The sequence below is a fragment of the Shewanella sp. MEBiC00475 genome (assembly GCF_005234075.1).
Taxonomy (GTDB): domain Bacteria; phylum Pseudomonadota; class Gammaproteobacteria; order Enterobacterales; family Shewanellaceae; genus Shewanella; species Shewanella polaris.
Genome location: NZ_CP039928.1, coordinates 2,821,040 through 2,846,105 on the forward strand (window position 1 = coordinate 2,821,040; position 25,066 = coordinate 2,846,105).

Annotated in this window: 27 protein-coding genes and 1 pseudogene; 14 read left to right on the forward strand and 14 right to left on the reverse strand. The window is 41.3% G+C overall.

Annotated features, from left to right (window positions below):
• Positions 1 to 169: 169 nt before the first annotated feature.
• The 12 genes and pseudogenes from mgtE to FCN25_RS12525 all read right to left on the reverse strand — a co-directional run bounded on the left by mgtE (position 170) and on the right by FCN25_RS12525 (position 9,919).
• Positions 170 to 1,534, reverse strand: coding sequence for a magnesium transporter (gene mgtE, locus FCN25_RS12470; protein WP_137225236.1), 1,365 nt, complete (start codon positions 1,532 to 1,534; stop codon positions 170 to 172).
• 498 nt (positions 1,535 to 2,032) lie between these two features.
• Positions 2,033 to 2,308 (reverse strand): HPr family phosphocarrier protein, encoded by a 276-nt coding sequence (locus FCN25_RS12475; RefSeq protein ID WP_137225238.1) that lies wholly within the window; start codon positions 2,306 to 2,308, stop codon positions 2,033 to 2,035.
• A 20-nt stretch (positions 2,309 to 2,328) separates the two neighbouring features.
• Positions 2,329 to 3,192 carry an RNase adapter RapZ gene (rapZ, locus tag FCN25_RS12480; RefSeq protein WP_137225241.1) on the reverse strand — a complete coding sequence of 288 codons (864 nt, stop codon included), beginning with the start codon at positions 3,190 to 3,192 and terminating at the stop codon, positions 2,329 to 2,331.
• Positions 3,189 to 3,632, reverse strand: a complete 444-nt coding sequence (ptsN, locus tag FCN25_RS12485) for a PTS IIA-like nitrogen regulatory protein PtsN (RefSeq protein ID WP_137225243.1) — start codon at positions 3,630 to 3,632, stop codon at positions 3,189 to 3,191. Before ptsN ends, rapZ begins: the two co-directional genes overlap by 4 nt.
• A 2-nt stretch (positions 3,633 to 3,634) precedes the next feature.
• Positions 3,635 to 3,889 (reverse strand): annotated as a pseudogene (gene raiA / locus FCN25_RS12490) (ribosome-associated translation inhibitor RaiA).
• Positions 3,886 to 5,370 carry an RNA polymerase factor sigma-54 gene (locus tag FCN25_RS12495; RefSeq protein ID WP_137225245.1) on the reverse strand — a complete coding sequence of 495 codons (1,485 nt, stop codon included), beginning with the start codon at positions 5,368 to 5,370 and terminating at the stop codon, positions 3,886 to 3,888. The pseudogene raiA and the gene FCN25_RS12495 overlap by 4 nt, the downstream one beginning before the upstream one ends.
• 142 nt (positions 5,371 to 5,512) lie before the next feature.
• On the reverse strand, positions 5,513 to 6,244 hold the full coding sequence (gene lptB, locus FCN25_RS12500) for an LPS export ABC transporter ATP-binding protein (protein ID WP_137225247.1): 732 nt from the start codon (positions 6,242 to 6,244) through the stop codon (positions 5,513 to 5,515).
• On the reverse strand, positions 6,241 to 6,822 hold the full coding sequence (gene lptA, locus FCN25_RS12505) for a lipopolysaccharide transport periplasmic protein LptA (protein WP_137225249.1): 582 nt from the start codon (positions 6,820 to 6,822) through the stop codon (positions 6,241 to 6,243). The genes lptB and lptA overlap by 4 nt, the downstream gene beginning before the upstream one ends.
• Entirely contained in the window at positions 6,809 to 7,369 is a 561-nt protein-coding gene (gene lptC / locus FCN25_RS12510) for an LPS export ABC transporter periplasmic protein LptC (RefSeq protein ID WP_137225251.1), read from the reverse strand. The genes lptA and lptC overlap by 14 nt, the downstream gene beginning before the upstream one ends.
• Positions 7,366 to 7,932 carry a 3-deoxy-manno-octulosonate-8-phosphatase KdsC gene (kdsC, locus tag FCN25_RS12515; RefSeq protein ID WP_137225253.1) on the reverse strand — a complete coding sequence of 189 codons (567 nt, stop codon included), beginning with the start codon at positions 7,930 to 7,932 and terminating at the stop codon, positions 7,366 to 7,368. The genes lptC and kdsC overlap by 4 nt, the downstream gene beginning before the upstream one ends.
• 2 nt (positions 7,933 to 7,934) lie before the next feature.
• On the reverse strand, positions 7,935 to 8,912 hold the full coding sequence (locus FCN25_RS12520; RefSeq protein ID WP_137225255.1) for a KpsF/GutQ family sugar-phosphate isomerase: 978 nt from the start codon (positions 8,910 to 8,912) through the stop codon (positions 7,935 to 7,937).
• Between the two features lie 44 nt (positions 8,913 to 8,956).
• Positions 8,957 to 9,919: a calcium/sodium antiporter gene (locus FCN25_RS12525; RefSeq protein ID WP_137225257.1), complete on the reverse strand. Its 963-nt coding sequence runs from the start codon at positions 9,917 to 9,919 to the stop codon at positions 8,957 to 8,959.
• A gap of 188 nt (positions 9,920 to 10,107) precedes the next feature.
• On the opposite strand from FCN25_RS12525, the gene FCN25_RS12530 reads away from it, so the two are divergent.
• Genes FCN25_RS12530 through murA form a run of 7 tightly spaced genes read left to right on the forward strand, consistent with a single transcriptional unit; the run spans position 10,108 to position 14,748 of the window.
• Positions 10,108 to 10,932: an ATP-binding cassette domain-containing protein gene (locus tag FCN25_RS12530; RefSeq protein WP_137225259.1), complete on the forward strand. Its 825-nt coding sequence runs from the start codon at positions 10,108 to 10,110 to the stop codon at positions 10,930 to 10,932.
• Complete coding sequence (gene mlaE, locus FCN25_RS12535; protein ID WP_137225261.1) at positions 10,919 to 11,704, forward strand: lipid asymmetry maintenance ABC transporter permease subunit MlaE; 786 nt, start codon at positions 10,919 to 10,921, stop codon at positions 11,702 to 11,704. Before FCN25_RS12530 ends, mlaE begins: the two co-directional genes overlap by 14 nt.
• 41 nt (positions 11,705 to 11,745) lie before the next feature.
• Positions 11,746 to 12,219, forward strand: coding sequence for an outer membrane lipid asymmetry maintenance protein MlaD (mlaD, locus tag FCN25_RS12540; RefSeq protein ID WP_137225263.1), 474 nt, complete (start codon positions 11,746 to 11,748; stop codon positions 12,217 to 12,219).
• Between the two features lie 10 nt (positions 12,220 to 12,229).
• Positions 12,230 to 12,898, forward strand: coding sequence for a phospholipid-binding protein MlaC (locus FCN25_RS12545; protein WP_137225265.1), 669 nt, complete (start codon positions 12,230 to 12,232; stop codon positions 12,896 to 12,898).
• A complete protein-coding gene (locus tag FCN25_RS12550) occupies positions 12,895 to 13,188 on the forward strand; it encodes a lipid asymmetry maintenance protein MlaB (protein ID WP_137225267.1) in 294 nt (97 codons plus the stop codon). The genes FCN25_RS12545 and FCN25_RS12550 overlap by 4 nt, the downstream gene beginning before the upstream one ends.
• A gap of 33 nt (positions 13,189 to 13,221) precedes the next feature.
• Positions 13,222 to 13,473, forward strand: coding sequence for a BolA family protein (locus FCN25_RS12555; RefSeq protein ID WP_137225269.1), 252 nt, complete (start codon positions 13,222 to 13,224; stop codon positions 13,471 to 13,473).
• 15 nt (positions 13,474 to 13,488) lie between these two features.
• A complete protein-coding gene (gene murA / locus FCN25_RS12560; protein WP_137225271.1) occupies positions 13,489 to 14,748 on the forward strand; it encodes a UDP-N-acetylglucosamine 1-carboxyvinyltransferase in 1,260 nt (419 codons plus the stop codon).
• Positions 14,749 to 14,846: 98 nt separating this feature from the next.
• Here the strand turns inward: murA and degS are convergent, their stop codons facing one another.
• Entirely contained in the window at positions 14,847 to 15,926 is a 1,080-nt protein-coding gene (gene degS, locus FCN25_RS12565; RefSeq protein WP_137225273.1) for an outer membrane-stress sensor serine endopeptidase DegS, read from the reverse strand.
• Positions 15,927 to 16,081: 155 nt separating this feature from the next.
• Entirely contained in the window at positions 16,082 to 17,431 is a 1,350-nt protein-coding gene (gene degQ, locus FCN25_RS12570) for a Do family serine endopeptidase DegQ (protein WP_137225275.1), read from the reverse strand.
• A gap of 321 nt (positions 17,432 to 17,752) precedes the next feature.
• On the opposite strand from degQ, the gene zapE reads away from it, so the two are divergent.
• From zapE to rnr, 7 genes are all read left to right on the forward strand, one after another.
• The gene (zapE, locus tag FCN25_RS12575; RefSeq protein WP_137225277.1) at positions 17,753 to 18,865 is read left to right on the forward strand and encodes a cell division protein ZapE; all 1,113 of its coding nucleotides are present in this window, start codon (positions 17,753 to 17,755) and stop codon (positions 18,863 to 18,865) included.
• Positions 18,866 to 19,142: 277 nt separating this feature from the next.
• Entirely contained in the window at positions 19,143 to 19,571 is a 429-nt protein-coding gene (rplM, locus tag FCN25_RS12580) for a 50S ribosomal protein L13 (protein WP_011638797.1), read from the forward strand.
• A 17-nt stretch (positions 19,572 to 19,588) separates the two neighbouring features.
• Positions 19,589 to 19,981 carry a 30S ribosomal protein S9 gene (rpsI, locus tag FCN25_RS12585; RefSeq protein WP_137225279.1) on the forward strand — a complete coding sequence of 131 codons (393 nt, stop codon included), beginning with the start codon at positions 19,589 to 19,591 and terminating at the stop codon, positions 19,979 to 19,981.
• A 273-nt stretch (positions 19,982 to 20,254) separates the two neighbouring features.
• A complete protein-coding gene (locus FCN25_RS12590) occupies positions 20,255 to 20,443 on the forward strand; it encodes a DUF2065 domain-containing protein (protein ID WP_137225281.1) in 189 nt (62 codons plus the stop codon).
• A 69-nt stretch (positions 20,444 to 20,512) separates the two neighbouring features.
• Positions 20,513 to 21,808: an adenylosuccinate synthase gene (locus FCN25_RS12595; RefSeq protein ID WP_137225283.1), complete on the forward strand. Its 1,296-nt coding sequence runs from the start codon at positions 20,513 to 20,515 to the stop codon at positions 21,806 to 21,808.
• A 131-nt stretch (positions 21,809 to 21,939) separates the two neighbouring features.
• The gene (locus FCN25_RS12600; protein ID WP_137225286.1) at positions 21,940 to 22,542 is read left to right on the forward strand and encodes a tetratricopeptide repeat protein; all 603 of its coding nucleotides are present in this window, start codon (positions 21,940 to 21,942) and stop codon (positions 22,540 to 22,542) included.
• A 50-nt stretch (positions 22,543 to 22,592) separates the two neighbouring features.
• Positions 22,593 to 25,064, forward strand: a complete 2,472-nt coding sequence (gene rnr / locus FCN25_RS12605; RefSeq protein ID WP_137225288.1) for a ribonuclease R — start codon at positions 22,593 to 22,595, stop codon at positions 25,062 to 25,064.
• Positions 25,065 to 25,066: the final 2 nt, after the last annotated feature.

The following is a 25,066-nucleotide window of genomic DNA, read 5'->3' on the forward strand; positions in this document are numbered from 1 at the left end:
AGTAGCATTGTTAGCAAAATAAATGACAATCTTTACCCTGCTTACTTTCAAGGTTTTGTATTTATTTATCCTATCTCTTACCTCTAATTGAGCTTGATTCAGACTTCAATAGCAGCGATTGAAGTCTGAAATACCGCGACAGAGCATTTCATATATTGGACTATAAGCTCTAGTGTATTAAAAACAGTGTGGCTAGACCTAAAAATGCAAATAAGCCAACTACATCTGTCACCGTGGTGAGTACCATGCCACCCGCCAGTGCAGGATCGATGTTTAACTTTTTCAACATTATTGGGATCGTGGCACCAGCAAAGCCGGCTACCGTCATATTAATCAGCATTGCACTGCCGATTAACCCGCCTAACACTATGTCATCTTTCCACAACCATACCGCAATAAATACCAATATAGACCACATTAAGCCGTTTAATAATCCAATACTTAATTCTTTACCTATCAACCAACGGGAGTTACTTTGACCAATATGTCCCAGTGCAATACCACGGATCACCAGTGCTAAGGTTTGATTACCGGCAACCCCACCCATACTTGGTACTATGGTCATTAAAATCGCAATGGTGGCAAATTGCTCTAAGGTACCTTCAAACATGTTGCTAACTGATGAGGCAAGCAGTGCAGCGAATAAGTTAATCATTAACCATAGAGAGCGTCTCAGGGTACTTTTAAGCACTGGGCCAAAGGTATCTTCATCATCATCCATCCCCGCCATGCCCATCATTGAATGTTCGGCATCTTCACGGATTACATCAATAATGTCATCGATAGTGATCCGTCCAAGCAATTTTGCTTGTTTGTCGACCACAGGAGCAGATATCCAATCGAGTCGTTCAAATTTCTGCGCTACGTCTTTATCAGACATTTCAACGGGAATGCTTTCTAGTTCGGTGTCCATAATACTGCGGACAGTTACACTGGGGTTACATGTTAATAAATCGACCAACCTTACTCCGCCTAATACATGATCTTGGCGGTCGACCACATATAAAGTATCGGTAGAGTCGGGGAGATTTCCTCGTTGACGTAAATAGCGTAATACCACTTCGATATTGACATCTGGTCGTAACGTGACTGTATCGGTATTCATGATACTGCCAGCGGTATCTTCAGGGTAACGCAGTGCTTGTTCAACTCGATCTCGGTCTTGGCTTTTCATCGACTTGAGTACTTTTTTGTAAACCGTGTCAGGTAAGCTACGAAGAATATAGGCGAGATCGTCGGTGTCCATGCCGATTGTGGCTTGAGCAAGCTTTTCTGGAGTCATGTTGCTAATAAGTGAATCTTTTAGCTCTTCACCTAATTCGTCAAGAATTTCGCCTGTATGTTGCTGGTCAATTAATTGCCATAGCACTTGTCTATTTTTTGGCGGAGATGATTCAAGAATAAGGGCGACATCATTAGGCGACATGGTATGTAACATGTTGCGAGCGTGGACAAACATACCGCTGTCGAGTGCTTGGGCAAGTTGATTGAGGCGTTGTTCGGTAATTTCATTGTCTAGGTACTCTTTACCCATATATCTACTTCCTATTCATCACACAGCAATCATTTATTTCTCTGATTTTTCTGGCTCAAGTTTATTAGTTACAAAGTTGAAACCTATGCAACGAAAAATGGAATGCCTGAAGGTTTCTGTTGGGCGGGTTTCTATATCGCCGTATTATTTAATTAAACAATAGAGGTGTGCTTTCCGGATATCAAGCAACACCGGAGGTTACTAAAACGGGTATATTTTCGTCATCTTAAGCGCTAAACATTCACAGAGTAAAACAATACTTAATGTGATGGTATTGACTACCTGAGGTAAACATAAAGGCTATTCTTGTGAGGTGAATATGTAAATAATATTGTTGTGGCTACTGCGTTAGTATGAGGCTGAGGAGTTCAGGGCGCAACATCTAATATAGGCATATGGTTTGTGAGCATTATAGAATAGAAGCTAGTGTTACTGACATATTTAGCGCTAATCTTACATTTTGCGACTCTCTATTGCCGAGCTTCTAAGCGTACAAATTTAGCAACATTCATCAAATTTGGCATTAATGAGATCGCACACTGCGCTTAGGGCCGCTTCTGCATCTGGTCCTTCAGCTGTCACTGTGATCATTTTTCCAATTCCACTTTCGAGCATTAACAACCCTAGGACACTTGCTGCACTGGCACTTTTTTCATCTTGAATTAAGGTTATATTGGCATCAAAATCAGCTACTAGAATGGCTAACTTTGTCGCTGCGCGGGCGTGTAAACCTAATTTGTTTGAAATACTAACTTGGCGTTCAAGTTTGATCATTGATTCGATCCTATGTTCACTTAGCTGTTACTGCCATTTAAATCTAATTCTCTGTGGCGAACATTCACTGTATGTTTACTGCCTTGTCTAAATCGTTTTGCCAATTGATCGACAATATACACTGAGCGATGTTGACCACCAGTACAGCCAATGGCGATAGTAAGGTAGCTGCGATTGTTACGTTCTAAGTGAGGCATCCAAGTTTCGAATAGGTTTTCAATTTGCCAGATAAACTTATTAACTAATGGCTGGCGCCCTAAAAACTCTTGTACAGGTTCGTCTAAACCAGTAAATGGACGCAGCTCTATTTCCCAGTGTGGGTTGGGCAAAAAGCGTACATCAAACATAAAGTCCGCTTCTGTCGGCATTCCGTGTTTAAAGCCAAAAGATTCAAAGTTAATCACTAACTCTTTATCAACACTGCCTAGTAATATTTGCCTAACCTGGTCACTTAATTCGTAAATATTCAGTGCTGATGTATCAATATAATGGTCAACAATTTTTGCGATTGGTTCAAGTAAGCGTCCTTCTAGTTTGATCGCTTCTTGCAGTGAAATATGATTTTTAGATAGCGGATGTAATCGACGAGTTTCACTATAGCGTTTGAGTAGAACTTTATCATTGGAGTTTAAAAAGAAGCTGATAATTTCAGTGTCGTGCTCAAGCAGGGCTAATTGATTTTGAAGCACTTTACTTTGTTCATCAATGTTGCGTACATCAACACTGATTGCCACTAAATCATTACTACCTTTGAGCTGGGCTAATAATGTGCCAATAAGAGCTAAAGGCAAATTATCAACACAATAATATCCTAGGTCTTCCAATACTCTTAAGGCTACTGATTTTCCTGAGCCTGAACGTCCTGATACTATGACAAGTTTCATGCAGTGATAACCTGATAAAGTTCTGTTGAGTCGTGAGTTTTACGAAGCTGTTTCAATATTTGCTTGTCACTTAGTTTTTGGGCCATGTTCGATAACGTGCTTAAGTGTTCTTGGCACTGATCTGCCGGCACTAATAAAGCAAATAACAGATCAACTGGTTGGTTATCGATTGCATCAAAGGCAATGGGTTCTTCACACTTAATAAATATGGCAATGGGCTGATCGATAGACGTCAATCGACCATGAGGTATCGCGATGCCATTTCCTATACCTGTGCTACCCACTTTCTCTCTCGCTAAAAGGCTTTCAAAAACCTCTTGCGAAGATAGGGGTGGGTACTGGGCAGCGACTAAGTTGCTGATGAGTTCCAGTACTTTTTTCTTACTGCCCGGGGTGGCACAGGTAGTGCACTCCGGTCGCAGAATGGTACAAAGTTCCATCGTTAGTGTTGTGTATACTTCTGTTGGTGTTTAATTACCTGACGGTTGAGCTTATCGATCAGGGCGTCTATTGCAGTATACATATCAGTACATTCTGACATGGCAAACATCACTATGCCATCTGTGATTTTACTGGCTTTTGATCTTTGTTGTAACTTTTATACATTGAGCGCAACGTTTGCATTATGGCTCTGATCGGAGTGTCGTTCAAGCTTTGAAAATTTATCATGAATATATTCCGTTGCCTTGTAGGTTATAAACTCTTACGTTGGTTAGACGGTGGAATCATCATTGCTTCACGATATTTTGCAATGGTACGACGAGCAACGTTTATGCCCTGTTCAGCCAGAAGTTGGGCCATTTTACTGTCACTCAGCGGTTTTTGCTGGTTTTCTGCAGCAACTAATTTTTTGATAAAAGCACGAATTGCAGTAGATGAACATTCACCGCCATCGTCAGTGCTGACATGGCTAGAGAAGAAGTATTTTAGTTCAAACAGTCCTCGTGGGGTGTGCATGTATTTTTGGGTAGTCACCCGTGAAATGGTTGATTCATGCATTTCTACAGCTTCAGCGATATCATTTAATACCATTGGTTTCATGGCTTCTTCGCCATATTCAAAGAAACCTTGTTGAAATTGTACAATGCAATTGGCCACTTTGAGTAATGTGTCGTTACGGCTTTCAATACTTTTAATAAACCATTTAGCTTCTTGCAAGTGGCCTCGAATAAATTGACTATCCGACGGATTTTTACTGCTTCGCGCCATGGCGGCGTATTGTTGATTAACGCCAATTTTTGGCATGTTGTCAGGATTTAACTCTACAACCCATCGGCCATTTTTCTTTAGTACCGTAACATCGGGTATGACGTATTCGTCATCTACGGCAGTAATTAATAAACCTGGACGAGGATTAAGTGACTGGATTAGGGTGATAGCGTCACGCAACTCGTTTTCTTTTAGCTTTGTTTTACGCATTAACAATCTAAAATCACGCCCGGCAATTAAATCTAAATAGTCTTTAATCAGCAGACGAGCATTATCAATATGGGGGGTTGTGTTGGCATATTGCGCTAATTGGATGAATAAGCACTCGCTTAAATCTCTAGCCGCTACACCAACAGGATCAAAGTGTTGAATGCGCTTTAATACGGCTTCAACTTCATCTAGTTCAACGGTTTCATCGCCCATTGCTTCGAGAATATCTTCGGTACTTTGGGTTAAATAACCTTGTTCATCAACAGCATCAATGATAGCGGTGGCAATTGCTAAATCGGTCTCAGAAAAGGGAGTAAGATTTTTTTGCCATTCTAAATGCTCATACAGACCTTCGGTGGTTTCACCTTGGAATGGCATGTCATCGTCGCGCATGCTCGCACTGCCTGAACCTGACATTGGGGAGGCGGTATACACTTCGTCCCATGTCGTATCCATGGCTAGATCATCCATGGTTTCTTTGGTTATAGACTCTGCAGTGTCAACTGTAGAGGTGTCTTTTTCTTTATTAACGCTGCTGTTGTCACTAAAGTCGGTATCAGCTTGGTCTCGATTTTCTTTTGCGGAGTTTTTTGCTTCTGAAAACTCATCTTCTATTTCAAGCAATGGGTTTGAATCCAATGCTTGTTGGATTTCTTGCTGTAGCTCCAATGACGATAATTGCAGTAAGCGAATAGCCTGCTGCAATTGTGGGGTCATGGTTAAGTGTTGACCCATTTTGAGTTGGAGTGACGCTTTCATTTACCGCTTATCCCTAGATGATTTCCATAAAAATGACAATCTAAAATACTGTATTGATTGTTACATACATCAATGACATTTAACGTTATTTAGTTAACGTTCAACAAAACGAGTTAGATAGTTTAAAAGACCCGTAACTTAACTATAGCTTGAATTGTTCACCTAAGTACACAGCTCGAACTTGTTGATTGCTCAATACTTCATCAGGTGTACCTTCAGCAATTAAATTACCTTGGCTAACAATATAGGCCCGCTCGCAAACATCTAACGTTTCACGAACATTATGGTCGGTAATTAATACCCCTAAACCGCGACTTTTCAGTTGTTGGATAATTTTTTTAATATCAATAACTGAAATAGGATCAACACCAGCAAAGGGTTCATCGAGTAAAATAAATTTTGGATTAGCAGCTAATGCGCGTGCAATCTCAACGCGACGACGTTCTCCACCCGACAACGACATGCCTTGATTATCGCGAATGTGGGTAATGTGGAATTCTTCTAGCAAATGCTCAAGTTGTTCAATTCGTTGGTCGTTGTTGAGCTCTTTGCGAGTTTGCAACACGGCCATAATATTGTCGTGTACAGTGAGCTTACGAAAAATGCTGGCTTCTTGCGGTAAATAACCAATACCTTTACGGGCTCGAAGATGCATTGGATCGGCGGTGAGATCGTCATTATCAATTAAGATCCGACCTTTATCGCTTTTTACTAAGCCGACAACCATATAAAATGTGGTTGTTTTACCCGCCCCATTAGGGCCTAAAAGACCCACTATCTGGCCAGTTTTAACCGTTAAACTAACATCTTTAACAACTTGACGAGCTTTATAGCTTTTAGCTAAATTTTCAGCGGTTAAGGTTATTTGGGTCATTGTTTGTTCTGCTTGTTAACAGGGATTTCAGGGAGTTTTTGCTTCGGCGCGGTTTCATCTTGGAAGTTTTCAGGTTGAATAATCGTGATGACCCGATCTTGTCCCTTACCTGTACTTTCAGCTATCAACTCTTGTGCATTGATATTGTACTTAATTTTGTTACCAGTAACTTGGCTTCCTGATTGCTCAAGCTTGGCATTGCCTATTAATGTGAGCGTGGTGCTGGCAAGATCATAAGTAATTTCGTCGGCACTGGCGGTACCTATTTGGCCGTCATCTAATTCTTGTGAAAACGTTGCCGGCGAACCAGTGGCGATAAGTCTTTTACTGGTGCTGTTTTCGGGGGTAAATGCCCGCAGCTGATCAGCATTGATATTAATCGAGCCTTGAACAATGGTAACCGGGCCATTAAAGACAATTTGATTGTTTTTAATGTCGGCAGACTGGCTTACTGCGGCAATTTTTAACTCCTGCATAAGATCACCTTGTTTAGCCATGGCAGGCAAACTCAGTAGGCAAAGTATGCTACTTAATAACATAACATTGGCGCGAGTGTGGAGACGATTAATGTGGCTCATATTTCCCTTCTACCTGGCTGAGTAGCGATAATTTTTGCGAATTCAAGTCTGCATGTAGGCCTAAGCCTTGAATAATAAACCCTTTTCCTTTGATATACACCATCTCCTGCGAGGTACCTATCATAGTGGTTAAATCCACAGTAATGGCTTGGGTGCTCAGTGATTGTAGGGGTTCTTCTATATCAATAGCATCAATAATAACATTATTTTCTAATATGACTTTGCTGGTATTTTTATTTAATCGTCCTCGGTCTGCACTTAATTGCCACTGTGCTTTACCATTTTCAGGATAAATGAGGTAGATAGGTTTGGTAAAGTGAGTGACGTCAGTAGAAGCATAATGTTCCATGTGCTCGGCACTGACTCGACTTTCTACAAAACCGAGTTGATTAAATTCAGTGGTTTGAAGGTTATTTGCAATAAAATCTGGACGCTCAATTCCGCGAACTTTCACGGCCTCCATTTCACTGCGCTTTATTTGTGCTTGCCAGTATAGTATTAAAGCAAGGCCAAAAAAAACTACAATACCTAGCGTGACTCTATTCATATACTCATACCATGAGCAGTGGCAAATTTATCTTGGCTTAATAGTAATAAGTCGGTCAGTTCACGTAGTGCACCGTGTCCGCCATTTAGGGTCGTTGTCATATGGCATTGTTGTTTTACAAACGGATGGCCATCACCGACACATACTGCTAGTCCTACGGCTTTCATCACGGGAAGATCAACCATGTCATCACCAATGTAAGCGACTTCGTCGGCGCTCACATTATACAAAGACATAAGTTGCTCAAAAGGTTCGGATTTATTGTCAATCCCCTGGTAAATATGCGTAATACCTAATGCCGTCATGCGGTTTTCTACTATTTTGGATTTACGCCCAGTGATCACAGCTACATGAAATCCACTTGTGATGATAGAACGCACTCCGTAGCCATCGCGAGTATGAAAGGCTTTCAGTTCTTCGCCAGCATTACTGAGGTAAATACGGCCATCGGAAAATACACCGTCGACGTCACAGATTAATAGTTTAATTTTTTGAGCGCGTAACCACACATCATTACTGATGGGACCGTATAATCCTTGGCGAAACGAGGTTGATTCTGACATGATTAAATGACTCCAGCTTTAACCATATCGAGCATATTTAATGCCCCGATCGGTTGGTGTTTTTCATTGACGACAATCAATCCGTTGATGCTTTTTTCATCCATAATTTGCAGTGCTTGTGCAGCTAAAATACCAGCAGGACTGGTCACACAGTTTTTGGTCATTACGTGTGCTATCGGAGTGGTTCTCAGGTTCACTTCTGCATCGATGACACGACGTAAATCTCCATCGGTAAATATACCCACTAGCTTATTATCATTATCGACGACTGCGGTCATGCCAAGACCTTTTTTGGATATTTCGTAAAGTGCTTCAGTAATACAAATATCATTATGGACTATGGGTAAATCATCACCTTTATGCATGACATCATCTACTTTCAACAATAATTTTCTTCCCAAAGAACCGCCTGGATGTGACAAGGCAAAATCATCACGAGTAAATCCTTTTGCTTGCAATAATGCAATGGCTAATGCATCACCCATTGCTAACGTTGCAGTGGTACTTGAGGTTGGTGCTAATCCAAGTGGACAAGCTTCTTCTTGAACCTGAATACATAAATGGATTTTGGATAAACGCGCCATGTTGGAGTCTGGCTTGCCCGTTACCGCAATAACCGGAACCCCCATGCGCTGTATCACAGGCATCAAGGTGAGTATTTCACTTGATTCACCAGAATTGGAAATGGCGAGCACAATGTCATTTTTTGCTAATGCGCCCAAATCACCATGACTGGCTTCTCCTGGGTGTACAAAAAATGCCGGTGTACCAGTACTGGCAAAAGTTGCTGATATTTTATTACCGATATGACCCGATTTCCCCATCCCCATAACAATGATTTTGCCATTGCACTGTAGGATGAGTTCACACGCTTGGCCAAACTCAACTGAGTCCACGTATTGATATAAATTATCTAAAGCAGCTTTTTCAATATCAATGACTTTACGGCCCCATTGACGAAATTGAGTTTGATTTACCATGTGAATCTCTCTTTTAACTTAATACTTTACCTTAATGCTCCAATCTAATGAGATTGAAATACAACAATTTGGTACGCAATAAAGGTGATTAATAATAGTGCACCATGCCAACGGGTTAGTTGTTGTTTGGCACCACTAGATAATACTAAAACGGCTAATGCAGTACTGGTACCTAAGACCATATAGAAGTCTCTTCCACTGGCTGAGGCATCTATTTCACCAGGGGAAATTAACCCTGGCAGTGCCAACACTGCAAGAATATTAAATAAGTTGGATCCAACAATATTACCAATGACGAGGTCGTCTTCTTTTTTTAGCACCCCAGCAATACAGGCTGCTAATTCTGGAAGGCTTGTTCCCACTGCAATAATGGTTAGGCCGATGACCAGATCAGATAACCCATAAAACGTTGCAATACCCACAGCGCCATCTACCATCCAACTGGCTGAAACCGGGAGTAATATAATACCGACAGTTAGCCAAATGATAGCATGAAAGGTTGGAACATTTTTAGGGATCTCAGATTCAAGTTCTGTATCTAAGTTATCGGGTGTTTTATCTTTAATCGCTTGCCATATGAAATATCCCATTAGCAGAAAAAGTAACACGATGAGCATGCTACCTTCTGTACGCGTGAGCACGCCATCATGTAAGGTGTAACCAGCGAAAACTGTGGCCGCTAGCATAAGTGGTATTTCACGTTTTAAGGTTTTTGATCCTACGCCAATAGCCCCAAATAAGGCCGTTAATCCTAGAATTAAAGTAATGTTTGCAATGTTGGAGCCCAACACGTTACCAATAGCGGTATCACGCATGCCATCCATTGATGCGGTTGCGGCGACAAACATTTCGGGGGCAGAGCTGCCCATTGCAACAATAGTCAGTCCAATTAACATAGGCGGCAAGCCTAAATTGCGTGCAAAAGCGGCTGCGCCGTAAACAAATCTATCTGCACTCCAAACTAAAATAGCAAGGCCAACAATTAACATTAGGATATTAACTAGCATGTGATTCCGATTGTGGTCATTAATTGCTGAGTATTTTCGCTGGATTTTTATCAAATTGAAAGCATTGAGCAGTAATTGTTCTTGTAATGATATGTCGTTACATGGATATAGTTGTCGCTTAATCGACAATTACAGTACAATTTGCGCTTCAACTTAATTCAAGGAAGGCTGTTATCTCCTCAACGCCAATGTCTGATATGAGTAAATCAAATGAAAAACCTTTGGTAGAGGTTAACCATATGGCCTTTAGCCATGGTTCCCGTGTGATATTTAAAGATATTTCTTTATCGATCCCTAAAGGCAAAGTAACAGCAATCATGGGGCCAAGCGGTATAGGCAAAACTACGCTATTAAAATTGATTGGCGGACAGTTAACGCCTAGCAGTGGACAAGTATTGTTTGATGGTCATGATGTGCATAAGCTTAAGCGCAAAGACCTTTTTCAATTGCGTAAACGTATGAGTATGTTATTTCAAAGTGGTGCAATGTTTACCGACCTTAATGTATTCGACAATGTCGCATTTGCGTTGAGAGAACATTCTGGATTACCAGAAGAGATAATCCGCACCATTGTATTGATGAAGTTACAAGCCGTAGGACTTCGAGGTGCGGCGTATATGATGCCGAGTGAGTTATCTGGTGGAATGCAGCGCAGAGCTGCATTGGCAAGAGCGATTGCGTTAGAGCCTGAAATGGTGATGTATGATGAGCCATTTGCGGGACAAGATCCTATTTCTATGGGAATGTTGGTAAAACTCATTCGTAAATTGTCCGATTCGCTAAAGCTCACTTCTGTAGTGGTTTCTCACGATGTAGATGAAGTATTGGGTATTGCAGATTATGTTTATGTGATAGCAGATAAACAGGTCATTGCGCATGGAACACCAGATCAATTACGCCAGTCTGACAATCCACAACTGATCCAGTTTATTCAAGGCGCACCAGATGGCCCTGTGCCATTTCATTATCCTGCTGAGGATTATCAAGAGGAGCTACTTCGTGGGTGTAATTGATTATGTTGCCGATATTGGGAGTTATGTGCTGAAATTAGTGTCGGGTTATGGTCGAGCTGGCATTATGTTATGGCGTGCAATTGTTCGTGTTCCAAACATCAAAAAAGGTACACCATTAATTATTAAGCAGGTTTATGTGCTTGGTGTGCGTTCTATGGTTATCATTTTAGTATCGGGTTTGTTTATTGGCATGGTATTAGCCCTACAGGGATATAATATTTTAGTCGATTTTGGTACTGAAGAAAGTTTAGGCCCAATGGTGGCCTTAAGTTTATTACGTGAACTTGGTCCTGTTGTTGCTGCATTATTATTTGCTGGTCGAGCGGGCTCTGCATTAACGGCCGAAATTGGTTTAATGAAATCAACAGAGCAATTGTCGAGTCTAGAAATGATGGCGATAGATCCGTTAAGACAAATTATTGCACCGCGTTTTTGGGCTGGTGTTATCAGCATGCCATTACTGGCGATAATGTTTAGTTTAGTGGGTATTTGGGGCGGCTACTTAGTGGGTGTTGAATGGAAAGGTATTGATAGTGGTGCGTTTTGGTCTATTCTGGAAGCATCTGTTGAGTGGCGAAAAGATATTGTTAACAGTTTGATAAAAAGTGTTGTTTTTGGTGTGGTGGTGACATGGATAGCCTTGTATAGAGGTTATGAAGTTCAACCAAACCCAGAAGGCATTAGTCGTGCGACAACCTCAACGGTTGTGCAGGCAAGCTTAGCTGTTTTAGCGTTGGACTTTTTGCTTACGGCAATCATGTTCGGAAATTAAGATTTTTTCATTGTTTAGATTAACTAAAGTGGTTTAAGAGTATGTTGACACGGAAAGTAGAATTATTGGTGGGCGTGTTTTTATTGTCAGGTTTATTGGCATTTTGCGTATTAGTATTCAACGTAGCTAATATTGAAGTGAAATCTAATGACCAGACTTATGCATTAGTGGCTGAGTTTAATAATATTGGCGGCTTAAAAGTACGTTCACCCGTCAAAGTCGGTGGTGTAGTGATTGGTCGTGTGACTGATATTACCCTTGATAGTAAGAAACTAGAGCCGATTGTAACCTTAACAATAGACAAACGTTACAATCAATTCCCCGAAACAAGCAGTTTAGCTATTTTGACTTCTGGGTTGCTTGGGGAACAATTTATTGGCTTAACACCTGGGTTTATGGACGATGACATTTCGATGCTTGCCGATGGGGATAAAGTAGAAGACACACACGGAGCATTGGTTTTAGAAGATTTAATTGGTCAGCTTTTATTTAGTATGTCGTCTAAAGGTAAATAGGAACGCTATTATGAAAACGTTTTTTTGTCGTGTTATTGCTTTAGGTCTATTTGGCAGTGCTGTTATCAGTCAAGCTGCGGTAGCGGCTAATGATGAGGTGAACACTCATGATCCTTATGTCATGATCCAGCAAGTCGCGAATATGACTTTTGATCGATTTAAAACAGATAAAGAATTAATCAATAATGATTTAGGTTACCTAAAAGTCATTGTTCGTGAAGAGCTTATGCCTTACGTTGATTATAAATATGCTGCTTATAAAGTGATGGGGCAGTATTTAAAAGATACTACTGTTGATCAGCGTAATCGTTTTGTTGATGCATTTGAAGGATATTTAGTAGCAACCTATGCGCAGGCATTAACAGAATACACAAATCAAACTGTCGCCTTTGATCCGTCAAGTGACTTTAGTAATGAAAAAATTGTGGAGGTTAACGTTCAGGTTATTGAGCAAGGGCGTCCACCGATTAAAATTCAATTTAAAACGCGTCGTTTGAAAGACGATTCTTGGAAAGCATTTGATTTAATCGCAGAAGGTGTGAGCTTATTAGCCACTAAACAATCTGAGATATCTAATTTAATTCGCCAACAAGGTATTGAAGCTGTGATTACCATGCTGAATGATAAAACCCAGCAGAAAATTGATCGCGAACCAAAAAAAGAAGCTGTGGCGGCGTGATTACCTTTAATCAACAAGAGCAACGTTGCATCGTCAGCGGCCGTTTAACGCAAGATGAGGTGAAACAATTGTGGCCTAAACGTCATGAATTGTTTACTGCATCAACTCAAGTGATAGACTTATCATCCTTAGAATATGCTGACAGTGCAGGTGTTGCATTGTTAGTCGCGTTTATCACACTACATGTTTCAGATGGTCATGAAACAAGTGTGTTACGTCAATTGGTAAACCCAAGTGATCAGCTCAAAAAAATAATTGAGCTTTATGATTTAAGCGCTTTTTTTAACTAAATTTTGTATCGAATAGTAAAGGTAATTGATTTCATGGAATGTAACGTTATTGAACAAATTTTAACAGAAGCATTATCGCTTACTGAAGCGCATGTGACCACAGATGGCAGCCATTATAAAGTGGTTGCCGTTGGCGAATGTTTTGACGGCATGAGCCGCGTAAAGCAGCAACAGGTGATTTATGCCCCTTTAGCTGAACAAATTGCCAACGGCGAATTGCACGCATTAACGATTAAAACTTTTACGCCGACTCAGTGGAAGCGTGAAAAACTTTTCAATATGTAACAACAGAGACTCACTGTGGATAAATTAACTATAAAAGCCAGTAAGCCTTTAACTGGTGAAGTCGTGATCTCTGGTGCAAAAAACGCAGCATTGCCTATTTTAATGGCTGGCGTACTCGCGGAAACAGATTTTATTGTATCAAATGTACCTAACCTTCGTGACGTGATCACCAGTTGCGAATTACTACGTTGTTTAGGTGCTGAGGTTGAAGATTTAGGTGGGAGCCGTATTCGCATTTCAACCACTAATTTAAATGAATACTGTGCACCTTATGATTTAGTTAAAACAATGCGTGCTTCTATTCTTATCTTAGGGCCTTTGCTTGCTCGTTATGGCACGGCAGATGTTTCATTACCTGGCGGTTGTGCTATTGGTGCACGTCCCGTTAATCTACATTTGCACGGTTTAGAGTTAATGGGCGCTAAGATTGAAGTCAAAGAAGGCTACATTAAAGCCCGTGTTGATGGCCGCCTAAAAGGCGCACATATCTTTATGGATATGGTTAGCGTAGGTGCCACTGAAAACTTGCTTATGGCAGCAGCATTAGCAGACGGCACTACGGTTATTGAAAATGCTGCTCGCGAGCCAGAAGTCACAGATTTAGTCCACTGCCTAATTGCTATGGGGGCAAAAATCACTGGTGTAGGTACAGCAACATTAAAGATTGAAGGTGTAGAGCGTTTAACGGGGTGTGAATATCGTGTGATGCCTGATCGCATCGAAACGGGTTCATTTCTTGTTGCTGCTGCAGTCACTCGTGGCAAAATTCGCTGTGTATCTGCAGATCCAAGTGCATTAGAAGCGGTTTTATCTAAGCTTGAAGATGCCGGCGCGGAGATAACAACGGGTGACGATTGGATTGAACTTGATATGAAAGGTCAACGTCCAAAATCCGTTAACATTAAAACTGCCCCTTACCCAGCATTTCCGACAGATATGCAAGCGCAATTTTGTGTGTTAAATGCACTTGCTGAAGGTACGGGTCGTGTTACTGAAACGATTTTTGAGAATCGTTTTATGCATGTACCTGAGTTAAGCCGTATGGGAGCTAACATAGAACTGGAAGGGAATACTTGCATTATTCATGGGATTGAACGCTTAAATGGCGCACAAGTGATGGCGACAGATTTACGTGCTTCTGCCAGCTTAGTTATTGCTGGCTTAGTAGCGGATGGTATTACAACTGTTGATCGTATTTATCATCTTGATCGTGGTTACGAGCATATAGAAGCTAAGTTCCAAGGCTTGGGTGCTGAAGTCGTTCGAGTCAAATAGTTGTATTAAATTGTTCGAGTGAAATAATCATCACTATTGATTATGACTAAAAAAAGCCATTCAAATGAATGGCTTTTTTGCTATTTTTGAGGAGGTATCTACTCTGGCATAGTGACTTTTTCAGTAATAATCACTGGCAGTATTTGTTGTTTACCTTCACGTATAATGGTCATATTCACCTTGGTGCCAGGTGTTGTTTCTGCAATTCTGTCCATTAACATTTCAACACCAGGAACATCTTCATCATTATATTGAGTTATAACATCTCTAGGCATCAAACGTGCGCGAGCAGCCGGTCCGTCAGGATCAATACCTGTTACTAATACCCCTTTCAAATCCGGAAGGTTGAGTATCTGCGCCATTACAGGATTTAATGGCTCGCCTGAAATACCTAACGCACCACGGATAACCCGGCCATGCTTAATCAATTTATCCATAATACTGTGGGCTAGCTTTATTGGGATCGCAAAGCTAATTCCATTACCGCCATTATCTCCACCTACCTGAAATGCCGCAGTGTTGATACCAATTAATTCACCACCGGTATCGATTAATGCACCACCTGAATTGCCTGCATTAATGGCAGCATCTGTCTGTAAGAAGTCTAAATAGCCTGAACTTAAGCCGCTACGTCCTGTTGCACTGATAATTCCTTGGGTAATAGTTTGGCCAATATTATACGGATTACCAATTGCTAATACGACATCACCTACTTGAGCTGGTTTATCTAGGTTAACGGGTACGATAGGTAAATTGTCACCTTCAATTTTTAATACGGCTAAATCAGTTTCAGGATCGGAACCAACGACTTCAGCAGTAAATTTACGTCCATCTTGCAGCGCAATAACAATTTCATCGGCTTTTTTGATCACATGGTAATTCGTCAGCACATAGCCTTCTTTACTCATAAGTACTCCAGAGCCTAGACCTTGGAGTGAACTGGTATTAAGTGGGTTACGCTGATCAATACTAAGGCTATAAATGTTTGCTACAGCTGGGGCTGCGCGGCGAACCGCCTTTGCAAAAGATAATTCTGAGCCACTATTGCCCACATTTGCTAGGTTATGATTGAACGACGAGTTTTGTGTCAGAGTGGTGATGACGAGAAAAACAGCAGCCATGATGAGACCAAATACCACAGCTTTAATTATATAGATGGACGTGTCTTTTAGGTTCATGGCTTGAATAATTGTTAAAAAAAATGGACGCTATATTAACATAGCTCAAATAAATAAGCACCGACCAAAGGTTGATCGATGCTTGATTCTATAACTGATATCACATTCAATAATATGATGATTATCGTAATGCATACCCTAGTAGATTGACAATATTAGCGTAAAACAAGGTAGAGCAAATTGTTGTCACGCAATATCTTAAGTGCTACTGAGTTTTTATTTTCTTTCAGTAATTCTTTTAATGCTTTAAGGCTCGAGACCTTGGTACGGTTTAGTCCCACAATTAAATCACCTTTTTCTAAGCCGCTCATTGCAGCTGGTGAACCTTGAGCAATTTCAGTAATCTCAATCCCTTTTTTGCTGTCTTCTAATGTGGCACCTTGTAACATAGGATGCACGCTACCCGCTTCAGCTTCGACTTTATCAGCTTCCCCTAAGGTCGCTTTAATGGTCTTTTTATCACCGTCACGAATAATACCAAACTCCACTTCTGCTCCAGCACCCATAGTGGCAACTTTGGCACGTAATTCTTGGAAGGTTTTAATATTACGGCCGTTAAGACTGACAATAATATCACCTGCTTTGAGTCCAGCTTTGTCGGCTGCACTTTTCGGCATAACTTCATTTACAAAGCCACCATGTTGAGTATCTAAACCAAAGGCTTTGGCTAGTTCATTATCAAGATCGCGTCCAGATACTCCTAGTACTCCTCGTCTCACTTCACCATGTTCAATAATTTGCTCAACAAGGTTATGCACCATATTGGCTGGGATAGCGAAACCAATACCAACGTTACCACCATTAGGGGCGACAATTGCGGTGTTTATTCCGATTAGCTCACCTTTTAAATTGACTAATGCACCACCTGAGTTGCCGCTATTTATAGCAGCATCTGTTTGGATAAAGTTTTCCAGCATTTCAATGCCTAAGCCGCTGCGGCCTAATGCACTAACAATCCCCGAGGTCACTGTTTGACCAAGTCCAAATGGGTTACCAATGGCTACTGCAAAATCACCAACACGTATTTCATCTGAATCGGTTTGTTTAATAGCGACTAAATTTTTGGCTTCTATTTGCAGTAATGCGATATCAGATTCTTTATCCGTCCCAATCAGCTTAGCTTTTACTTCGCGGCCGTCATGTAAACCAATTTGAATATCGTCGGCACCATTAATGACATGGTTATTCGTAATGATGTAGCCTTTATCTGCATCAATAATAACGCCTGAGCCTAAACCTCTAAAAGGGCGTTCTTGAACTTGTTCTTGCGGTGCATTGGGGCCAAAGAAATAACGAAATACATCAGGTACTCGTTGCTTTGATACTTGAGTGCCTGATACTGCTACAGACACTACCGCTGGTGTTGTCTGTTCTAACATGGGGGCTAAACTCGGAATTGCTTGACCGTCAACTGCTTGAGGGATTGCCGCCAGCGAGATGGTGGGGGTCATGACTAATGATGCCGTTAATAGTGCAGCAGAAAGTAAGTTTAATTTGGTTTTCATCTATGGATAGCTCCTGTATACATTCAAGCGAGTTAACATAAAATATGTGGCTTGATGGCATGATTTCAAAGTTAAATATCGTTAATCAATTTTACGAATGCACTGTCGAGAGTTCTTTAATGTCGTTCTCTATTGGCAAGCAAGTCGATACAAATATAAGTAAATAATAAGCAAGTTAACGTTAACCAATCAGAGTAATGGGGCTTATGTTAGTTCCATTTTTATTAACAAAGGTTAATTTGCTCCTTTGAAGCCATTACTCGTATTAGTTGTTTAATGTTATTATTAACAGCAATTATTTTATGTAAGAGAGTCGTAATCGTGTCGCAGTTAACCCCTTGGCAGCATTATCAGCAAGACCTTACCCGAGATGATTTTTCACATGATGCCGCACAAGAACAGGCTGTTAAGTCACTACAGCGTGTCTATGATGAATTAATTATCGCCGCGAAACCTGTATCAGGTATGAGTAAATTGTTTGCTTCCTTTGGCGTGAAGTCAACATCAGAACCTGTAAAAGGTTTGTATTTATGGGGTGGGGTCGGGCGCGGGAAAACCTACCTGATGGATATTTTTTTTGATGCTCTACCTGGTGATCGTAAGTTACGGGCTCACTTTCACCGTTTTATGCATCAAATTCATCATGACTTAGGTGAGCTTAAAGGCGTGCAAGATCCACTTTTGACGATGGCAAAAAAAATGGCATCACAATATCAAGTGATCTGCTTTGATGAGTTCTTTGTTTCTGACATTACCGATGCCATGTTGTTGGGTACCTTATTCCAAGCATTATTCAAAGAAGGGGTGACACTGGTCGCGACCTCAAACATCATTCCTGATGAATTGTATAAAAATGGCTTACAACGAGTACGTTTTTTACCTGCAATTGCATTAATTAATCAACATTGTGAAATCTTAAATGTCGATTCAGGGATTGATTATCGCCTACGCACCCTAGAGCAGGCTGAAATTTATCATTACCCACTCGATAAACAAGCTGACATCAATTTATTGCATTACTTTGACCAACTCGCGACAGAATCTGAAAGGCTGGTAGCGCCGATAGAGGTCGATGGCCGTGCAATTACCATTCGCCAACAATCACAAGGTATATTGCTAATAAACTTTAGAGACTTGTGTGATGGGCCTCGTTCACAACGAGATTATATGGAGCTGGCCTGTCTTTATCATACTGTACTGGTGAGTGGTTTAGAGCAAATGGGATCACAGCAAACAGGTGATGATATCGCCAGGCGCTTTTTGGCCATGGTCGATGAATTCTATGAAAGAAATGTCAAACTAATTATTTCAGCCCAAGTGGAATTGGAACAAATTTATACCGATGGTCTGCTAAGTTTTGAATTCAGACGCTGTCGTTCAAGGCTAATTGAAATGCAATCGAAAGAATATCTTGTGCTAGAGCATTTAGCATAGACTGTTAGTGGTATTTTTTAACTGTATTTTTTTTAAAAAGTTAGGCAGATTTTGTTAAACAGATAAAGAGTAGTTTATTTCAAATATTATTAAAAATCAGGTGATCTTTGCTGTGGCTTTGCGTATAATCTGCGACCTGCCCGCGTTAATCCGCCAATTTGGGCGGAAGTTGTAAGCCAATATTCGTGTTCGAAGGGGCAAGAATCGGTAATTTTGTGTTGATTGCAACCTGCAGTCAGCATGTGAGACAGAAAATTAACTTTGGGTTTTTGTAATAATGAAGACTTTTACTGCTACACCAGAAACTGTAACTCGTGACTGGTTTGTTGTTGACGCTGAAGGCAAAACTTTAGGTCGTATCGCAACTGAAATCGCAACTCGCTTACGTGGCAAGCATAAGCCAGAATACACTCCACACGTTGACACTGGTGATTATATCATCGTTATCAATGCTGAAAAAGTGACTGTAACTGGTAATAAAGCAGCCGGTAAGATCTACTACTCTCATTCAGGCTTCATTGGTGGCATTAAGCAAATCAGCTTTGAGAAGCTTCAAGCTCATAAGCCTGAAATGATCATCGAGAAAGCAGTTAAGGGTATGTTACCAAAAGGTCCTTTGGGCCGTGCCATGTTCCGTAAACTTAAAGTTTACGCTGGCACAGAACATAACCATGCTGCACAACAACCACAAGTTCTTGATATCTAAACGGGAGGAGTAAGCAAATGTCTGCAACTCAGTACTACGGCACTGGCCGTCGCAAAACATCTACAGCTCGCGTTTTCGCTAAAGCAGGTAGTGGCAATATCGTTGTAAACCAACGTCCTTTGGATGTATATTTTGGTCGTGAAACTGCTCGTATGGTTGTTCGTCAACCATTAGAATTAGTTGAAATGACTGATAAGTTAGACATCTATGTAACTGTTAAGGGCGGTGGTACTACTGGCCAAGCTGGTGCAATTCGTCACGGTATTACCCGTGCATTATTGCAACTAGATGAAGCTTTACGTCCTGCTCTACGTACCGCTGGTTTTGTTACCCGTGATGCACGTAAAGTTGAACGTAAGAAAGTTGGTCTACGTAAAGCACGTCGTAAGCCACAATTCTCTAAGCGTTAATTCGTTTTTTGGATTCAAAAAACCCAGCGTATGCTGGGTTTTTTATTGCCTAAAATTTATGGTTTATACCAATTTCATTAATGATGTGATCAATCCAAGCCACTGAGATTTTTCAGTTTGAGGCGGATTGTTGAAAGAATGGTTGTTCCTTAATACAACAAGGCAATAAAAAAATGGACAACATTGTTCTATATCTAGAACTATGGTGTTCTATAAAACAACAGATTGTAGTGAAACATCGGCTTAACGTGACAATTTAAGAGAAGCTAAAACATGAATATACAACTATTAATGACCGCATTTGGCTTGGTTTTAATACTTGAAGGGCTTGGTCCATTACTTTTCCCTAACAAGTGGCAAAAATATTTATTAGAGCTTTCTGCACAAAAGCAAAATGTTCTCAGACGCTTAGGTGGCAGCTTAGTGACTGCTGGAGTGATTTTATTGATAATTTTTCAATAAAAAACTTGCCTATAACCCCCTAAAATCTGTTAAAATTCCATTTTATACCACAAGATGTTGCAGCTAATAATGGGTAAAAATGTAGTCGTACTCGGCACTCAATGGGGTGACGAAGGTAAAGGTAAAATTGTCGACCTTTTAACAGAACAGGCAAAATACGTAGTTCGTTACCAAGGCGGCCATAATGCTGGTCATACTTTGGTCATTGATGGTGACAAAACCGTTCTTCATCTTATTCCGTCAGGCATTTTACGTGATAACGTAAAATGTATTATCGGTAATGGTGTGGTCGTCGCTCCTGACGCGTTGTTGAAAGAAATCAACATGCTTAAAGAACGCGGTGTACCTGTAGAAGAGCGTTTGCTCATTTCTGAAGCATGTCCACTTATCCTTCCGTTCCATTGTGCATTAGATGTTGCTCGCGAGAAAGCTCGCGGTAATCAAGCCATCGGTACAACTGGACGTGGTATTGGTCCTGCATATGAAGACAAAGTCTCTCGTCGCGGTTTACGCATTGGTGATTTGTTTAATGCAGAACTTTTTGCAATTAAGTTAAAAGAAGTCATGAAATATCATAACTTCATGCTAACTGAGTACTACCATGTAGAAGCTGTTGATTATCAACAAACACTTGATGATGCATTAGCCATTGCTGATTATCTGAAGAGCATGTGTACTGATGTCAGCGAATTGCTTGATGTTGCGCGTAAAGCGGGTGAGCCAATTCTATTTGAAGGTGCTCAAGGTACATTATTGGATATCGACCACGGTACATATCCATTTGTAACTTCATCAAATACTACTGCTGGTGGTGTTGCGACGGGTTCAGGTTTTGGGCCTCGTCATCTAGATTATGTCCTAGGCATCATGAAAGCGTACACAACTCGTGTCGGTGCGGGTCCATTCCCAACAGAACTTGCCAATGAAATTGGTGATTATCTGGGTGAGAAAGGCCAAGAATTTGGTGCTACAACAGGTCGCAAACGTCGTCCTGGTTGGTTAGATGCTGTGGCAATGCGCCGTGCAGTTCAAATCAATAGTGTTAGTGGTTTTTGCTTAACCAAATTAGATGTTTTAGACGGTCTAAAAGAAGTTAAGATTTGTGTTGGCTATCAATCTCCTGATGGAACGGTTTCAAAGGTGACTCCTTTGGCTGCAGAAGGTTATGATTTAGTTACCCCAATTTATGAAACCATGCCTGGTTGGAGTGAAAATACCTTTGGTGCTACAAGCATCGATCAATTGCCTCCCGCCGCAATTAACTATATCAAACGTCTCGAAGCGCTATTAGAAACGCCTATTGATATTATCTCTACCGGTCCGGACCGAAATGAAACCATGATTTTGGTTAATCCGTTCAAGTAAGATTAAAAGGCCGCAATAAGCGGCCTTTTTAATGAGTGTAATTAACTGCTGTAACTGCTGTAACTGCTTATCCTCAAGAAATACGCTATACTGCCGATGGATAAGACATCTAAGTGTCATAGAGAATCCTTATGTTGCGTATCAGTTTATTGTTGTTGAGTGTTGTTTCTGCCAATGTGTTTGCTGTTACAGAAGCTGTCGATATTTATAGCGATCAACAATTGATTTCGCTCATCCGCTCAAATCAATATCTACAACGTGTAAAGGCTGACGATTGCCAGTTGGTTCAAGACATTGAGGCCCGCGCTGAAGTATTACAGCAACCCATGTATCAGTTTTTATGGGGAGAAATGCTCAACCATGGCGTGTGTGTTAAAGCGCATCCTTCTCGCGGTATGGCGCTATTGCAAACCTCCGCAGAACAAGGTAGTGCTGCAGCGATGGTAAAATTGGCAGATTATTATTATCGCGGTAAACTAGTGGTTAAAGACCCCAACCGAGCAGTGCAATATATATTGCCTGCGGCAGCTAATGGGGATTTAACTGCACAAATGATGTTGGTTCGTTTATTTGGTGAAGGCTATGGAAGTCCTGCTGATTATGAACTTGGCTATCATTGGTTATATAACAGTATATTTAACGACGACGCCCAACAGAAAAAGGCTTCGTCTTTATTGCAGATGCTTGCTGCAAAAATGCCTGCCAGCATAGTGGCAAGAGCACAGCGGCCGTAACTGTACCCGTTAAAGGCTCCACGATATGGAGCGAATTATTTGGAAATTGAATGATCAACGATCCTCATTTTGATAGAGAACAAGACAAGTACGACAATCCAATCCCTAGTCGTGAGTATATTTTAGAATACTTGCGAGCGCAAAAGTCACCAGTTAGCCGCGATAAAATTGCCGAAGCATTAAAAATTACTGAAGAAGAGCCATTAGAGGCGCTTCGTCGTCGCTTGCGCGCAATGGAGCGAGATGGCCAATTAGTATTCACTCGTGGCCAAAGCTATGGCTTGCCTGAGCGCATGGATTTATTGTCTGGCACCGTTATTGGTCATCGTGATGGCTTTGGCTTTTTTAAGCCAGATGAAGGTGGTGACGACTTATTTATTAACAATCGCGACATGTTGATGTATTTCCATGGCGATAAAGTTTTAGCGCAAAAAGCGGGCACCGATCGTCGTGGCCGTCGTGAAGCACGCATCGTGCGATTAGTTCAACAACGCACTGCAGCTTTAGTCGGACGTTACCATGTCGACGGCGGCATGGGTTTTGTGATTGCTGATGATAGGCGTATTACTCAAGAAATATTAATCGCCAGCGAAGATACACTAGGCGCTCGCGCCGGTGATGTTGTCGTGGTTGAATTAACCCGTCGTCCTGGTCGTTTTGTTAAAGCAGCAGCCAAAGTAACTGAAGTTTTGGGTAAGACGATGGCCCCGGGTATGGAAATTGAAATTGCGTTGCGTAATTACGATTTACCGCACACTTGGTCAGCAATTATAGAGAAAAAACTCAAGCGTATTCCTGATGAAGTCCCTGAAGAAGATAAGCTAGGTCGCGTTGATTTGCGTCATTTACCGCTGGTCACTATTGACGGCGAAGATGCCCGTGACTTTGATGATGCTGTCTATGCCGAAGCAAAACCAACTGGTGGCTGGCGTTTATGGGTAGCGATTGCTGACGTGAGCCATTATGTTCGCACTGATTCTGCATTAGATACAGAAGCGCGCGCTCGTGGTAACTCGGTATATTTCCCGTCGCAAGTTATTCCAATGTTGCCTGAGAAAATATCTAACGGTTTATGTTCTTTAAAACCGCATGTTGATCGTTTATGCATGGTGGCCGAGATGACCATTTCTGCTGCGGGTAAGCTCTCTGGCACTAAGTTTTATCCTGCGGTAATGCACTCTCATGCCCGTTTTACTTATACCCAAGTAGCCGCGATGCTGGAAGGCGGACCTATAGCTCCTGAGCATGAAGCGTTATTCCCACATTTATTATGTTTGCAGTCGTTATATCTTATCTTAGATGAACGACGTGCAGAGCGTGGTGCGATTGCTTTTGAAACATTAGAAACGCAGTTTATATTTAATGAGCAGCGTAAAATTGACAAAATCGTCCCAAGAGGCCGTAACCAAGCACATAAAATCATCGAAGAATGCATGATTTTAGCTAACGTGGCTTCGGCAAAGTTTGTCAAAAAACACAAAGGCGAAGTGTTATACCGTGTTCATGAAGCACCATCAGAGCAGAAACTGGCTAATTTTAAAGAGTTTCTTGCCGAACGTGGCTTAAGCATGGATGGCGGACTAGAACCGACACCGACTGATTATCAAAATTTGATGTTGAAAATTGCCGACCGTCCAGACTTTGAGCTGATTCAAGTGATGTTATTGCGCTCAATGCGCCAAGCAATCTATAGCCCAGATAACGAAGGCCACTTTGGTTTGGCATTAGAAGCTTATTCGCATTTCACCTCACCAATTCGTCGTTACCCTGATTTAGTGTTACATCGAGTAATTAAATATTTGCTCGCAAAAGAACAAGGTGATGTTCACGATAAGTGGACTCAAGATGGCGGTTATCTCTATCAAATTGAAGAATTAGATGCATTAGGTGAAGAGTGTTCAACCACCGAGCGTCGCGCAGATGAAGCAACTCGCGATGTGAGTGACTGGCTTAAATGTGAATATATGCAAGATCATGTCGGCGATACATTCGATGCGGTTATTGCCTCCGTCACCAGCTTTGGATTGTTTGTCAGACTAAATGAGTTATTTATTGATGGACTGGTACACATTTCAAGTCTAGCAAGTGATTACTATCAGTTTGATCCTATGCGTCAGCGATTAATTGGTGAAAATACTCGCCAAGTATATCAAGTAGGTGATGCAGTGACGGTTAAAGTTGCCGCGGTCAATCTTGATGATCGTCAAATTGACCTGTTGATGGTGGGTGACAACAGTAAAAGTGCGGGTAAACCTGCACGCAAAGGCAGCAAGTCTTCAACGGCTCGTGAACGAGTGAATGCTGAAGGGGCTAAATCGGCTCGAGGTAAATCGTCTGCAAAGTCTGATAAACCTAAATCTGATAAAGCTAAGTCAGATAAGCCTAAGCCCAGCAAACGTCGTTCAAGTGGGAAAGCTTCATCTCCAGCGGCCAAACCTGCTGCTGTAGCTCAAAAAACTGATGCTGCAAAACCGGATTCTAGCGTTAAGAAAACCCCTGCCAAGCGCAGCAAGAGAAAGTAATT